Raw genomic sequence first — 13,698 nt, forward strand, 5'->3', positions numbered from 1 at the left:
GTGCCGATCACCCTCGAGTCCCCGATCGAGGCCGTGCTGGGCAACAGCAAGCACGCCACGAAGTTCACCAAGGGTCTCGGGCTGCGCACCGTCGGCGACCTGCTCTACCACTTCCCGCGGCGCTACCTGCGCACCGCCGACCTCAGCCAGACGCCGCAGCTGCACGAGGGTGAGATGCTCACCGTGCTCGGCGAGGTGGTCCGGAGCGTGGTCCGCCAGCACACCGACCGCCGCACCGGCCGGCCCGCCTACCGGGTCGAGACCCAGCTCCGGGCCGGCGACGCCGACCTGCAGCTCACCTTCTTCTCCAAGTCGCAGCGGATCGCCGAGTGGCGTCGCGGCGTGCTCGCCCCCGGCGTCCGCGGCGTCTTCGTCGGCAAGGCCGGATCGTTCCGCGGCGAGTGGCAGCTGGCCAACCCGCAGATGGTGGTCTTCGGTGACCCCTCCGACTCCGAGAACGCCGCCGAGGCCGCCGACAACCAGATGGCCGTCGAGGAGCTGACCGAGCTCTTCCCGATCTACCCCCTCACCGCCGGGCTCCAGCACTGGGACGTGATGCGCGCGGTGCGGTTCGCCCGGCAGGTCGTCGAGGACGTCACCGACGTGCTCCCCGAGCAGCTCCGCGAGACGTACGCCGTCCCGGGGCTGCGCGACGCCCTCGACATGATCCACGCGCCCCATGAGCTCAAGGACGTCCAGCGCGCCCAGCACCGGTTCCGGTTCGAGGAGGCGCTCGGGCTGCAGCTGGTCCTCGGCCGGAGGAGGAGGGCGCTCCAGGCGCTGGGCACCACCGCCCGCACCGGCGGGACCCATCACCTGCTCGAGGCCTTCGACGCGCGGCTGCCGTTCACCCTCACCAAGGGACAGCAGGAGATCGGGGAGGAGCTCGAGGCGGCGCTCGCCCGGCCCCACCCGATGAACCGCCTGCTCCAGGGCGAGGTCGGCTCGGGCAAGACGCTGGTGGCGCTGCGCGCCATGCTCAAGGTCGTCGACTCCGGCGGCCAGGCAGCGCTGCTGGCGCCGACCGAGGTGCTCGCCCAGCAGCACTACCGCTCCATCACCGCGATGCTCGGCGACCTGGCCGCCAGCGGCCTGGCCGGAGGGCTCTTCGCCGGCGATCAGGAGCAGACCCACGTCGAGCTGCTCACCGGGTCGATGACCAAGACCCAGCGCAAGGGGCCGCTGAGCCGGATCACCACCGGCGAGGCCGGGATCGTCGTCGGCACCCACGCCCTGCTGCAGGACCAGGTGATGTTCGACGACCTCGGTCTGGTGGTCGTCGACGAGCAGCACCGCTTCGGCGTCGAGCAGCGGGCCGCCCTGACCGACAAGGCCGGCACCCCACCACACCTGCTGGTGATGACCGCGACACCGATCCCGCGCACGGTCGCGATGACCGTCTTCGGCGACCTCGAGGTCTCCACGCTGACCGAGCTCCCGGCCGGTCGCGCCGAGATCCAGACCAACCTGGTCTCGCTCGTCGACCATCCCGCCTGGATCGCCCGGGTGTGGGAGCGCGTCAGGGAAGAGGTGGAGAAGGGCCATCAGGTCTACGTCGTCGCCCCGCGGATCAGCGGCGACGAGTCCGAGCAGGGCGAGAGCGACCAGCGCGACTTCGATGCCGACGGCAACGAGGTCGCCTCCGTCAAGGGCCAGCTCTCCGCCGTCGACGAGGTCACCGAGGAGCTGACCAGCGGTCCGCTGCAGGGGCTGAGCGTCGCCAAGCTCCACGGCAAGCTCCCCGCCGAGGAGAAGGAGCGCACCATGAGCGCCTTCGCCGCCGGCGACATCGACGTGCTGATCGCCACGACCGTGATCGAGGTCGGCGTGGACGTACCCAACGCCACCACCATGGTCGTCCTCGACGCCGACCGCTTCGGCGTCTCCCAGCTCCACCAGCTCCGCGGCCGGGTCGGCCGTGGTGGGCTGCACGGGCTGTGCCTGCTGGTCTCCCACGCCGAGGCCGGCACCCCGGCCCGGACCCGCCTCGACGCGGTCGCCGCGACCACCGACGGGTTCGCCCTCTCCCGCGTCGACCTCGACCAGCGCCGCGAGGGAGACGTGCTCGGTGCCTCCCAGTCGGGGCGGCGATCGAGCCTGGAGAGCCTGCGCGTGCTCCGCGACGAGGAGACCATCCTGCAGGCCCGCGAGGCGGCCGAGTCCCTCCTGGAGCAGGACGGCGACCTGACCACCGCGCCGCTCCTGGCCGAGCGGGTCGCCGAGATCGAGGAGTCCGCCTCTGCCGACTACCTCGAGAAGTCCTAAGGTGTCCCAATGACTCGGATCATCGGAGGCGTCGCAGGAGGGCGACGCCTACTCGCTCCCAAAGGGGTGCGGACCCGTCCCACCACCGACCGGGTCCGCGAGGCGCTCTTCTCGGCGATCGAGTCCGCCTACGGCTCGCTGGCCGGGCTGCGCTTCCTCGACCTCTACGCCGGCACCGGCGCGGTCGGGCTGGAGGCATGGTCCCGCGGCGCCGGCGTCGTGACGCTGGTCGAGTCGGACCGGCGTACGGCCGGGGTGATCCGTTCCAACGCGAAAGAGCTCGGCTTCCCGCGGGCCAACGTGGTGGCCGCCACCGTGGCGAGCACCCTGGTGACACCGCCGGCGGCGCCTTACGACATGGTCTTCCTCGACCCGCCCTACCCGCTCTCGGACGACGCGGTCGCCGAGGACATCGCGCTGCTGGTCAAGCACGGCTGGTTGGTGCCCGGCGCGCTCGTCGTCGTCGAACGGTCCGCGCGCAGCCCCGAGCCCGTGTGGCCCGACGGGTTCACCGACCAGAAGTCGAAGAAGTACGGCGAGACCACGCTCTGGTACGGCAGCGCGCCGGAGTGACCGGACCGAACAAGGAGAGATGAAGCAATGACGCGTCGCGCGGTGTGCCCGGGGTCGTTCGACCCGCCCACGTTCGGCCACCTCGACATCTTCACCCGCGCCTCGGCGATGTTCGACGAGGTCGTCGTCGCCGTCGGGGTCAACCCGTCGAAGTCGAAGCGTCTGTTCACGCCCGAGGAGCGGATGGAGATGATCTCCGAGATGACCGCTTCGCTGGGCAACGTACGGGTCCAGGGGTTCACCGGTCTGGTCACCGACTTCTGCGTCGAGATCGACGCCCAGGCGATCGTGAAGGGCCTGCGCGGCGCGCCCGATCTGGAGTACGAGGCGCCGATGGCGCAGATGAACGCCCACATGACCGGCGTCGAGACCGTCTTCCTGCTCAACGACCCCCGCTGGGCGGCGGTCTCCTCCTCGCTGATCAAGGAGATGGCCCATTTCGGTGGGGATGTGTCGGCTTTCCTGCCGCCAGATGTTCTCGCACGACTCACCAAGCGTTTGGCAGAGCGTTCCGAGTAACGGGCACGGTTCGCCGGTATCGTCTATCAGCGCTGCCCGTCATTCTTTGTCTGGAGACCAATGTCCACCTCAGGCCGTTCCCCTCTTTCCTTGGCCAAGCAGTCCTACGCCGCTTCCCTCAAGGCCGTCGGTCGCGGGCTGACGAAGACGGGGCTCGCGAAGGAGACCGCTCCGCCGGTCGAGCAGCGCTGGCGCCACTGGACCCACTCGCTGACCAAGGTCTACGACTCCCTGGCGATGGCGAAGCTGGACGTGCCGTGGTGGACCTACGACGCGATCACCGCCGTCGACGCCTGGCTGAGCGAGCGTGAGCGTCCGATCCGGGTCTACGAGTACGGCTCCGGCGCCTCCACCATCTGGCTCTCCCGCCGTGCCGACGAGATCCACTCCGTCGAGCACCACAAGGGCTTCGGCGAGATGATGCAGGCCGAGCTCGCCGGCGAGGAGAAGATCTCGCTGCGGGTGATCGAGCCGGTCGCCAGCGACAACCCCGTCGTCCCCTCCCAGAAGGAGGGCCACGCGGGGCTCGACTTCGAGGCGTACGTCAACTCCATCGACGACGTCGACGGCGAGTTCGACCTGGTGGTGATCGACGGGCGTGCCCGCGAGGCCTGCCTGGAGAAGGCGAAGGACCGGCTCGCTCCCGGCGGGATCATCGTCTTCGACAACAGCCGCCGCAAGCGCTACGTCGACGCGATCGCGGCCTCGGGGATGAAGGAGACCATCCACGCCGGCCTCACCCCGACCCTGCCCTACCCGGAGCGCACGTCGGTCCTGACCAAGGGGTGATCTAGGGTCCTCCTCATGGCGACATCGGGGGAGCAGACCGTAGGTGTGGGGATCGTGCGCTGGGCGACTTTCGCCGGGGTGTGCGTGCTGGCGCTGGTCTGGTCGGCCTACTCGGTCGGCGCCCAGAACGGCACCTTCCTGACCCAGGACTTCGGCGCCCAGTACCACCTCGCCGAGATCACCGCCCACGGCGCGATCCCGCTGGTCGACTTCGAGCACGGCTGGAACGCCGGCTCCTTCTGGGTCTCCGCGGTCCTCTATGCGGTCGCCTCGGGGTCCCCGACGATCTGGTACTTCCTCTGGGGCCGCCTCCTCGGCGCCGGCCTCGGCGCGGTCCTCGCCGCCGCCATCGGGCTCCGGCTGCGACTGCACCCGGCCGTGATGGTCGCGCTCGCGCTCGGGGTGCTCCTGCTGGCGACGCCGCTGCACATCAAATACACGATCTGCCTGCTGTGGGTCTTCGTCCTGCTGCCGACCGGTCGGCTCGAGTCGCGTCCGCGCCTGGCTGCGATCGCCCGGGTGCTGCTCCCGGCGCTGGTCTTCTGGCAGTACGTCGAGCTGGCCGTGCTCCTCACCGGCGCCTCGGGGCTCTTCGAGCTCTTCGCGCGCCGGGACGTCGCCTGGCGCACCCGGATCCTCAACTGCGTCCAGCTGGCCGGCGGGTTCGTGCTCGGCCTGGTCGTCCAGGCAGTGGCGTACAAGGTCGTGTGGGGGCTCTCCTTCGCCGACTTCAACCGGCAGGTGATCCTCGGCCAGACAGCGACGCACGAGGGTTCCCAGTACGCGGTCTGGAACTTCTTCGACCTGCCGACCGAGTCGGGGCGCTACTTCATCCTGGCCATCTACCCGTTCGTGCTGCTGCTGCCGTTCGTGCCGCTGATCTGGCAGCGCGTCTCCGACTCCACCCGGCTGATCGCACTGGCCGGGCTGGTCCTCGTCGTCGTCCCGATCCGGCGCGTCGACAACCCGCACACCACCACCGTCTCCGCCCTCGTCCTCCTCGCCGTCGTCCTGGCGGTGGCCGAGCTCTACGAGCGCCGTACGTCCCTGGCGGCCGGGGTGCGAGCGCCGGCGATCGCGCTACCTCTCGCCGCGGTCGGCGCCGTCTGGGCGGCCGCCACCCTCTGGATCGGCTTCGGCCTGCAGAGCATGGCCGGCGCCGTGCTCCTGGTGGCACTGGCCGTCGCGGGGGCGGTCCTCGGAGGAACGTTCCTCCGCGGTGCCACGGCCGCCGTCTCCGCCGGTGCGCTGGTCGTCCTCGGCTGCGTACCCGCCCTCGCCTCCGTCGACCACCTGAACGACATGCGCCGCGACGCGAAGTCGTTCCAGGTGAGCGACGCGATCACTCGCTGGGCGGGCCCGGAGTACGACCGCTGCAGCGGCGGCAGCCGTGAGGCGCTGGTGATGCCCAACTACCTCCAGCTCTACGACACCCTCGACATCACCAACCCGACGCCCTACTACCTGTTCCACTACGACTTCGCGCAGTACGAGGACGTGCTGGTGCCGCAGCTCGAGGACGGCTCGATCCCGGTGATCATCGAGACGATGCCGCTGCACACTCCCCAGCCGTGGCTCACCGACGCCATCCACGCCGACTACGTCCCCTGCTCGATCGTGCGGATCGAGAAGCAGGCCACGACCGTCACGATCTGGACCCACAAGTCCCGTGGACGGGTCGAGCAGCGCGATCTCACCGTCCGTGGCGGTGCTGTGACGCCGACCGGTCGAGGCTGAGCGTCATCGGGAGAGGGTGCCGCCGGAGCCTCGCTTGAGGTGCCGGGAGATCACCAGGCGCTGGATCTGGTTGGTGCCCTCGAAGATCTGCATCACCTTCGCCTCGCGCATGTAGCGCTCGACCGGGAAGTCTCGGGTGTAGCCCGCTCCGCCCAGGACCTGGACCGCGTCCGTGGTGACCTTCATGGCGTTGTCGGTGCAGACCAGCTTGGCGATGCTCGCCTCCTTGCCGAAGGGGTGACCGGCGTCCTTGAGACGGGCGGCGTGGAGGTAGGTGGCGCGTCCGCTCTGCACGGCCGCCTCCATGTCGGCCAGCACGAACGCCAGCCCCTGGTGATCGATGATCGCCTCGCCGAAGGTCTCGCGCTCCCGGGCGTAGGCGACCGCCTGGTCGAGAGCGCCCTGAGCGAGGCCGGTCGCGACCGCGGCGATCCCGAGCCGGCCGGCGTCGAGGCCGGCGAGCGCGATCTTGAGGCCCTCGCCCTCCGCGCCGAGCCGCCGCTCGACCGGCACCCGCACGTCGTTGAACCGCATGGTCGCGGTGGCGGAACCGGTGAGCCCCATCTTGCGCTCGGGCGGGTCCGCGGAGAGGCCGGCGGCATCGGCGGGGACCAGGAAGCAGGAGATGCCTCCACCTCGCGACGCGGTGTCGTCCGACGTACGCGCCATCACCTTGTAGAAGTCGGCGTGGCCGCCGTGGGTCGTCCATGCCTTCGCGCCGTTGAGGACGTACTCGTCGCCGTCCCGGCGCGCGGTCGTCCGCATCGCGGCCGGGTCGGAGCCGGCGTGCGCCTCGGAGAGGCAGTAGGCGCCCAGCATCTCGCCGCCCAGCATGTCGGGGAGCCACCGCTGCTGCTGCTCCTCGGTGCCGAACGTCGCGAGGCCGAAGCACGACAGCGCGTGCACCGAGGTCCCGACGCCGACGCTCGACCAGACCGCCCCCATCTCCTCGAGCACCTGGAGGTAGACCTCGTAGGGCTGGCCGCCGCCACCGAGCTCCTCGGGGTAGGGGAGTCCGAGCAGGCCGGCCCGGCCGAGCATCCGGAAGACGTCCCTCGGGAAGGTCTCGGTCGCCTCGGCCTCGGCGCTGCGGGGCGCGAGCTCTTTGGCCGCGATGTCGCGGACGAGCTTGATCAGCTCGACGGCCTCGTCGGTGGGGAGGGTGCGGCTCGCGGGCATCGATTCTCCTGGGTGTAGCGGGCTCTTCGTGGAAACGATACTGTAGTCCAATCGTCAGTATCATTACTAGTACGGATCAGGAGCGCCGATGGCCCTCGACCGGCACGTCATGAACAGCACGCCGAGACGGCGGCGTACGGCGCGGCAGCAGGACCTGCTGGACCGCCTCGTCGCCTTGCTGGAGGCCGAGGGGTTCTCCCAGTTCACGCTCGACGACCTGGCCGGCCGGCTGCGCTGCTCGAAGACGACGCTCTACGCGCTGGCGGGCTCCAAGCAGGAGCTGGTCGTGGAGGTCGTCAAGGAGTACTTCCGCAACTCCGTCCCGCACGTCGAGGCGCGCGTCGAGGCCGCGGCGCCGGGCGAGCAGGTCGCGGCGTACCTGCTCGCGGTCGCCGATTACCTGCGCCCGCTCTCGCGCGACTTCATCGACGACCTGCTGGACTTCGGTCCGACCCACGAGATCTACCGGCAGAACACCGTCGCGGCGGCCGGTCGCGTCCGTGCGCTGATCACCGAGGGCATCGATGCGGGCGCGTTCCGTTCGGTCAACCCCGTGTTCGTCGCCGACGTGGTCGCCGCGACCATGGACCACATCCAGCGCGGGGAGACGTTCGCCCGGACCGGGATGGAGGACGCCGAGGCCTACGCCGAGCTCGCCTCGTTCGTCGCGCTGGCGCTGCGGGGATGAGATGACGTCGGGACAGCTCGCGGGACACGGCGGAACGCTGACGCCGCCCGGGGCAGGGCTGTCGTAGGCTCGACATCGTCCCGCCGAGCCCACCTGAGAGACGCGATGCCTCACGTCACGCAAGCGGATCGTGCCGAGGTACGTCTCCCGGGGCGGCTGCTGGCCGCGATGGTGCTGGTCGCGATCTTCGCACTGAGCCTGAGCAGCTACGTCGCCCTGACCCGCGCGCTGCAGTATCAGACCCGTGACGAGGGTCCGAACGCCGGCTACGCGGTGGAGCTGGCCTCAGGACGGCTGCCGACGATCGATACGCCCGTGACCACGGACGCACAGCGCTATCCGCTGGTGGTCGAGGGGCTGGGGACGATGGTGGACGAGCCGCATCGCGACATCTGGACGGCCAACCACCCGCCGCTCTTCTACGTGATGTCGCTGCCGTTCGTCGCCGCGGCCGACGCGCTCGACGCACCTCAGGTGATGATCGTGGGGATGCGGCTGATCAACGCCGTCGGCTCCGCGCTCTGCGTGCTGCTGGTGGGGCTGATCGCCTTCGAAGTGACCCGGCGGTCGACCGTCGCCTTCCTCGCCACCGGGATCAGCGCCTCGTGCGCCGTGCTGGTGACCGCCGGCGGGCACATCGCCAACGACGGGGTGGCGGTCGCGGCGTCGTCGCTGACCCTGCTGGCCACGATCCGGATCCTGAACCGTGGCCTGTCTCCGAGGCGCCTGACACTGGTCGCGCTGGCCGGGACCGCCGCGGCGGGGGCGAAGGCGCCGGGGGTGCTGACCGTCGTGCTGTGCGGAGCGGCCATCGCCGTGGCTCTGCTCGCGGAGGACCGTTCCCGTCGTGGGGTGGTCCGGGCGCTGGCGGCCTCGGCTGTCGCCACCGGAGTTCCGGGACTGGCCACCGGCTGGTTCTACGTCCGCAACATCGTCCTCTACGGTGACCCGACCGCCACCGGGGCGCTCCTCGACAAGTTCGACCGGCAGCCGAACGGGACCTGGTGGCAGGTCCTGACGGACGGCTCGCTCTGGGTGGACTGGTACGAGCGGCTGTGGGTGCCGCTGGTGGCCGAGGGATATGTCGTGGTCGCCGACCTGCTTGCCGTCGTCGCGGTCATCGGCCTCCTCGTGCTGGTCGTCCGCCGGGGTGGCACCGGGCCGACGGATCACCCCTCGTCACGGCCGGGATGGCTTCTGCTCGCGGTCCACGCGGCGGTCGTCCTGGCGAACCTGGTCGGCTTCGTCGCGGCCGGCGGAAATCCCAACGACCGCTACCTGCTACCGCTGATGCCGCTGCTGGCGACCGTGCTCGCGGTCGGGGTGATGGCGGTCGTCGACGTCATCCCGGTCGGCTCCCGCGAGTCACGGGCCGACCTGGCGGCAGCCGCGACCACGCTCGCGCTGGGCGTCTACGCGCTCCTGATCTTCCGCTGGTTCGTCGGCTCGGCGACCTACGCGGGCCGACTTCCGAACTCAGACGCACGCGGCGCCGAGCTGGTGGTGGCCGTGGGCGTGGTGTGCGGTGTGGTCGCCGTCTGCCTCGTGGCCTGGCCCGCTAGGACGTACGCCGCCCGGCAACCGTTCCGAGACCAGCCAGCACGACGTCGGCAAGGAGCAGGAGGACCCGCGAGGCGAGCGCCACGGTGAGCGCCTCCGGGACCCCGATGATCGGGCCGAGGGTGAGGGCGAGCAGGCCCTCGCGGATCCCGGCGCCGGCCGGGGCGGGGATGAACGCGATCCCGGCGGCCCACGCCAGGGCCATCCCACCGGTCGCGGCGGCGACCTCGAGCAGTCCCACCGAGGCGTACGACTGCATCATCACGGCCAGGTGGAGGCCGAAGGCGACCCAGGCGAGCACCGCCCAACCGATCGCGGTGAAGAGCCCGCGCGCGCTGAGGCGTACGCCGAGGGGTTCCCGGCCGAGCCGGGCGAAGAGCCAGTCGAGCATGCCGGGGACGACCCGCGGGTGCAGGCAGACGGCCAGCGGCACCAGCAGGAGCATTAGCCACCAGTAGCGGCTCAGGCCTTCGGAGGAGGACCAGGGGAGCAGGAGCGCGCCGACGCCGATGCCGCTGGCGACCACGACGCCCATGAAGAGGATGTTGGCGCCCAGCATGGTCCGGCGGGCGACGCCCCAGCGCAGCCCGAACTGCATCTGCGCGACCACCGGCCACACCGAGCCGGGCAGGTATTTGCCGAGCTGGGAGACGTAGAAGACCGAGTGGGAGTCGCGCAGCGAGGGCCGGATGCCCATGCCGTGCAGGAGGGCGACCCAGATCTGGCCGATCAGCATGGTCCCGACGATCGCGAGGACCCCGGCGATCGCGAAGCGGCCGAGGCTCAGCTCCTGGACGGCGGTGGCCAGATCGGCGCGCTGGCCCCAGACCAGGTAGGCGCCGCCGAGCACGACCACGAGGGCGAGACCGATCTTGAGCAGTCGCTTCTTCAGGCTCGGCGTAGCCGACGACCCGGCCCCCGTGGCGGAGACCGGGTCGGATTGGGTCGCTGTCACAGGCTCGTCGTCCACGTCTCGCCGGCGGCACGTGTCTGGGTGTGGGGCAGGTCGAACTCGGCGACCGAGGTCTGGTCGCGGAGCATCTCGGTGCCGGACTTCCCGAAGCGGGCCTTCTTGGTGTGCTCCAGGTCGTCCTCGATGAGCACGCGGTTGGTGCGGATCAGGTCGGAGATGACGCCGAGCATCGCGGACATGAAGGCCAGGTTGATCAGCACGCCGCCGAGCAGCAGCGACTGGATGTGGTTGCCGTTGTCGCCGCTGAGCCACAGCACGAGGTAGCGGAAGAACGGGATCGCGCCGAGGACGAAGAAGAAGGCGGTGAGCCAGACGAAGATGGCGTACGGCTTGTACATCATGTAGGAGCGCACGATCGCCGCTCCCGACTTCATGATGTGCTCGGGCATCGACTTGAACAGCCGCGACTCACGCGTCTTGGCATTGGTCTCGATCGGCACCGAGGCGATCTTCATCCGCTTGTTGCCCGCCTGGATGATCGTCTCCATGCAGTAGGAGAAGCGGGTCACGGTGTTGAGCAGCATCAGCGACTCGCGCGAGTAGGCGCGGAAGCCGCTGGCCGCGTCGGGCAGGTCGGTCTCGGCGGCCATGTTGACCACCTTGGAGCCGACCTTCTGCAGCTTCTTCTTCAGCCCGGAGAAGTGCTCGATCTGGTCGACCTGCCGGTCGCCGATGACGATGTCGGCCTGGCCGTTGATGATCGGCTGGACCAGGTCGGTGATGCGGTCCTGCGGGTACTGGTTGTCGCCGTCGGTGTTGACCACGATGTCAGCACCCAGCTCCAGCGCGCGGACCACGCCGTCGTGGAAGCTCCGGCCGAGGCCCTGGTTGCGGGAGTGGTGCACGAACTCGCGCACCCCGTGCTCCTTGGCCACCTCGACCGTCCGGTCGGTGCACCCGTCGTCGACGATCAGGATCACGATCTCGTCGATGCCGGGGATCTGCTTCGGGATCGACTCCAGGACGGACGGGAGCGTCTCCTCCTCGTTGAGGCAGGGGACTTGAACGACAAGCTTCACAGGGACCTCAGGGCAAGTAGTGGGACCGAACAGAGAAATTCGGGGTTCGTGAGGGGCTTCTGAGCGGCCACATTACCGCGTGGATTCCGCGTCCCCACGCCCCCTCGCGGGTGTCATCCGGCGTATGTACCAAGGAAACCTGGCGTTCAGGACGTGTCAATATGCCGTCTGCGAACCTCGTCGACAGGCGCAGGCAGCGCGGCGTCGACGAGGTGCCGGTGCGATCCACACGTACGTCGCCCTCCACTTGGTCGCTTACCGGTCGTCACAACCTGCGGGGTCGCAGTTATGGCGATCGGTCCGACTAGCAGTGGCCCGCTGCCTATGCGGCGCTAGGTCACTAGTTCCTGTGACGACGTTTTCGAATTTCGCTGGCGGGCTTATGCTCGAAGAGCTATCTGTCCAGGTATGGCTTCAGGACATCGGGTCGTGTTACTCAGCGCCGGACGCCTGGGCTCTGAGGAAAGGAAAGCTCTACTATGTTGGCATCCAAACGGCGAACGGAATCCGCCCGCCTCCGTCCCCGTGGTAGACGCCTATGAAGTTCATACTCGTCCTGCAATGGCCCGGAACCTCAGAGGCGGACTACAACACGCTGTTGGAGACGGAAGAGAAGTTGGAGGTTGCACTGGATGGTCACAGCGACGTCGATGGGCACGACTTCGGCTCAGGCGAAATGAGCATTTTTGTCAAGACCGACGACCCTAACTTGGCTCTTATTCAAGTCAAGTCGCTTCTCGGCGAATCAGACACCTGGAATAACCTTCGGGCCGCGTATCGTGCGGCTGACGGGGAAGCTTACACCGTCATCTGGCCGCGTTCGGTTAGTGGATTTTCGGTCAAATGAGTACGTCTTCAACGCTCGTTTCAGATCATCCTCGTTAGAAGCTGATGTGATCGGGCCTCCCAGGTCTTTCCTGGGCGCCGGCCTTGCACAGTGGTGTTCCGCGCAGACTAGACGTTGCGCACCGCGAGAGTCGGTTTTTCGCGATGCCGGAGAAGGCGCATCGGTCTCTGAGCGACGTTGAACACCAACAGACGAATTGGGGTCGCGTCGAAGAAGGCGTCGACTACTACGACGCCCTAACTCTCAAAGGTCACACCCTTTACGACGATTGCATGGTCCGTCCGGACCGAGCGACCGGGGTACCAGATGTGTTGGCATGAGAAGGAAGTCGGTGTCTTCTCTGAACTTGAGCTAACCCTTGGGGCCTTGCTCCGGGAACTCCAGGATGCACCCGACAGTGAGTACATGAGCAGTCCGCGCTGGTGATCCGTCACGGCTGCAGCTGACAAGGCGCTGGCTGTGATGCAGCGGGTCGACGGTGCCCACTCGTGAGATGAGTTACGGCGGCTGAACAGGCATCGGGCGCCCGTGCCGACGCTGGCGACCATGTCTCGTACATCGGCTGCCGTTCGACCGCTACGCCACCGGGTCAATGATTCCTCAGCGTCGCCCCAGGGATAATCGATGGCGAACGAGTCAATGTCGTGAAAGTTCCGGGGACCTAGATGATGACCAACCAGAAGGTGCTGGACCGTTTGGCACAGGTGGGGTATCCCGTTGCCTCGCTACATGAACTCCGGGAATCTGGAACCCGGTACAAGTCCGCTGTACCGGTGCTGGTCGATGCCTTGGCGACGCCAGAGGACCTCGGGGAGCTTGAAGCGATCGTTCGAGCGCTGTCCGTTCCGTGGGCGAAGAAGGAAGCACTAGCCCCGCTCATAGATCGCTTCCGGTCGCTGCCGAATACGGGGGACCGACGTGTCGAGAGTGTTCGCTGGGCCATCGGCAATGCGATCGAGGTGCTGTGGGATGACACCCTGTACGACGAACTGGTGGGGCTTCTCAGCGACCGGCGCTACGGGCGTGCTCGCGAAATGATCGTAGAGGGGACCCGGAAGTCGAAGCGACCGGAGATAGTCGACACCTTGGTGTCGTTGCTTACGGACCCTGACGTGAATGGGCACGCAGTGCTGGCGCTGGCGCGAGTCAAGGTTCCGATCACGGGAGCACGTCCCGGTCTGGAGACCATGCTCAATGACGACCGGAGTTGGGTCAGGACGGCCACGGTCCGCGCTCTCGCGAGGGCGGCTGAATCTGAGCAGCAACGATGAGGACCGGCCGCCTTCATCGTGGATTCCGGGTGGCACCATGACCAACTCCAGAATTCTGGAGGAGTTCCTCGCTCACGGGGCTGACGGCTTCGTCCGTCGGCAGCTAGTTGACGTTGGGCCTCGTGTCCTTCGCCGACCGGCTCCGCGAGGTAGACGAGGGCTGACATCCCAATTCGTGATACGGGCGCCGCACTTAGTGACCCTGCTGTTCGCAGTTGGCGACTCGTATGTGTGGTCGTCGGTGACACGTACGCTGAGGGCGTCCTGGCGGGCAGCGA

Annotated in this window: 12 protein-coding genes; 9 read left to right on the forward strand and 3 right to left on the reverse strand. The window is 68.4% G+C overall.

The window, feature by feature from the left end:
• The 5 genes from ACIA03_RS22810 to ACIA03_RS22830 all read left to right on the forward strand — a co-directional run bounded on the left by ACIA03_RS22810 (position 1) and on the right by ACIA03_RS22830 (position 5,883).
• A complete protein-coding gene (locus ACIA03_RS22810) occupies positions 1 to 2,265 on the forward strand; it encodes an ATP-dependent DNA helicase RecG (protein ID WP_396986772.1) in 2,265 nt (754 codons plus the stop codon).
• A gap of 9 nt (positions 2,266 to 2,274) precedes the next feature.
• Positions 2,275 to 2,838, forward strand: a complete 564-nt coding sequence (gene rsmD / locus ACIA03_RS22815; RefSeq protein ID WP_396986774.1) for a 16S rRNA (guanine(966)-N(2))-methyltransferase RsmD — start codon at positions 2,275 to 2,277, stop codon at positions 2,836 to 2,838.
• A 27-nt stretch (positions 2,839 to 2,865) separates the two neighbouring features.
• Positions 2,866 to 3,357 (forward strand): pantetheine-phosphate adenylyltransferase, encoded by a 492-nt coding sequence (coaD, locus tag ACIA03_RS22820; protein WP_396986776.1) that lies wholly within the window; start codon positions 2,866 to 2,868, stop codon positions 3,355 to 3,357.
• A gap of 90 nt (positions 3,358 to 3,447) precedes the next feature.
• Positions 3,448 to 4,146: a class I SAM-dependent methyltransferase gene (locus ACIA03_RS22825; RefSeq protein WP_396986778.1), complete on the forward strand. Its 699-nt coding sequence runs from the start codon at positions 3,448 to 3,450 to the stop codon at positions 4,144 to 4,146.
• A gap of 15 nt (positions 4,147 to 4,161) precedes the next feature.
• On the forward strand, positions 4,162 to 5,883 hold the full coding sequence (locus ACIA03_RS22830; RefSeq protein ID WP_396986780.1) for a hypothetical protein: 1,722 nt from the start codon (positions 4,162 to 4,164) through the stop codon (positions 5,881 to 5,883).
• A 3-nt stretch (positions 5,884 to 5,886) separates the two neighbouring features.
• On the opposite strand, the gene ACIA03_RS22835 is transcribed toward ACIA03_RS22830, so the two are convergent.
• On the reverse strand, positions 5,887 to 7,062 hold the full coding sequence (locus ACIA03_RS22835) for an acyl-CoA dehydrogenase family protein (RefSeq protein WP_396986782.1): 1,176 nt from the start codon (positions 7,060 to 7,062) through the stop codon (positions 5,887 to 5,889).
• Positions 7,063 to 7,150: 88 nt separating this feature from the next.
• Here ACIA03_RS22835 and ACIA03_RS22840 point away from each other — a divergent pair, with 88 nt between their 5' ends.
• Both ACIA03_RS22840 and ACIA03_RS22845 read left to right on the forward strand, forming a co-directional pair.
• Entirely contained in the window at positions 7,151 to 7,750 is a 600-nt protein-coding gene (locus ACIA03_RS22840; RefSeq protein WP_396986784.1) for a TetR/AcrR family transcriptional regulator, read from the forward strand.
• Positions 7,751 to 7,855: 105 nt separating this feature from the next.
• Entirely contained in the window at positions 7,856 to 9,400 is a 1,545-nt protein-coding gene (locus ACIA03_RS22845; protein ID WP_396986786.1) for a phospholipid carrier-dependent glycosyltransferase, read from the forward strand.
• On the opposite strand, the gene ACIA03_RS22850 is transcribed toward ACIA03_RS22845, so the two are convergent.
• Together ACIA03_RS22850 and ACIA03_RS22855 are read right to left on the reverse strand one after the other, a co-directional pair.
• Positions 9,309 to 10,265 (reverse strand): hypothetical protein, encoded by a 957-nt coding sequence (locus tag ACIA03_RS22850; protein WP_396986788.1) that lies wholly within the window; start codon positions 10,263 to 10,265, stop codon positions 9,309 to 9,311. The genes ACIA03_RS22845 and ACIA03_RS22850 overlap by 92 nt on opposite strands.
• Positions 10,262 to 11,302 (reverse strand): glycosyltransferase family 2 protein, encoded by a 1,041-nt coding sequence (locus ACIA03_RS22855; protein ID WP_396986790.1) that lies wholly within the window; start codon positions 11,300 to 11,302, stop codon positions 10,262 to 10,264. The genes ACIA03_RS22850 and ACIA03_RS22855 overlap by 4 nt, the downstream gene beginning before the upstream one ends.
• A 538-nt stretch (positions 11,303 to 11,840) precedes the next feature.
• Here ACIA03_RS22855 and ACIA03_RS22860 point away from each other — a divergent pair.
• The gene (locus ACIA03_RS22860) at positions 11,841 to 12,149 is read left to right on the forward strand and encodes a hypothetical protein (protein WP_396986792.1); all 309 of its coding nucleotides are present in this window, start codon (positions 11,841 to 11,843) and stop codon (positions 12,147 to 12,149) included.
• Positions 12,150 to 12,817: 668 nt separating this feature from the next.
• Positions 12,818 to 13,420 carry a HEAT repeat domain-containing protein gene (locus tag ACIA03_RS22865; RefSeq protein WP_396986794.1) on the forward strand — a complete coding sequence of 201 codons (603 nt, stop codon included), beginning with the start codon at positions 12,818 to 12,820 and terminating at the stop codon, positions 13,418 to 13,420.
• The last annotated feature ends 278 nt before the right edge of the window (positions 13,421 to 13,698 follow it).

Source organism: Nocardioides sp. NPDC051685 (assembly GCF_044453405.1).
In the GTDB taxonomy this organism is placed as follows: domain Bacteria; phylum Actinomycetota; class Actinomycetes; order Propionibacteriales; family Nocardioidaceae; genus Nocardioides.

What these genes read in the sequence shown, in the direction of transcription:
- rsmD (WP_396986774.1), top strand. Translation starts at nt 2,275, where the DNA reads ATGACTCGGATCATCGGAGGCGTCGCAGGAGGGCGACGCCTACTCGCT.
- coaD (WP_396986776.1), top strand. Translation starts at nt 2,866, where the DNA reads ATGACGCGTCGCGCGGTGTGCCCGGGGTCGTTCGACCCGCCCACGTTC.
- ACIA03_RS22830 (WP_396986780.1), top strand. Translation starts at nt 4,162, where the DNA reads ATGGCGACATCGGGGGAGCAGACCGTAGGTGTGGGGATCGTGCGCTGG.
- ACIA03_RS22835 (WP_396986782.1), bottom strand. Translation starts at nt 7,062, where the DNA reads ATGCCCGCGAGCCGCACCCTCCCCACCGACGAGGCCGTCGAGCTGATC.
- ACIA03_RS22840 (WP_396986784.1), top strand. Translation starts at nt 7,151, where the DNA reads ATGGCCCTCGACCGGCACGTCATGAACAGCACGCCGAGACGGCGGCGT.
- ACIA03_RS22845 (WP_396986786.1), top strand. Translation starts at nt 7,856, where the DNA reads ATGCCTCACGTCACGCAAGCGGATCGTGCCGAGGTACGTCTCCCGGGG.
- ACIA03_RS22860 (WP_396986792.1), top strand. Translation starts at nt 11,841, where the DNA reads ATGAAGTTCATACTCGTCCTGCAATGGCCCGGAACCTCAGAGGCGGAC.
- ACIA03_RS22865 (WP_396986794.1), top strand. Translation starts at nt 12,818, where the DNA reads ATGACCAACCAGAAGGTGCTGGACCGTTTGGCACAGGTGGGGTATCCC.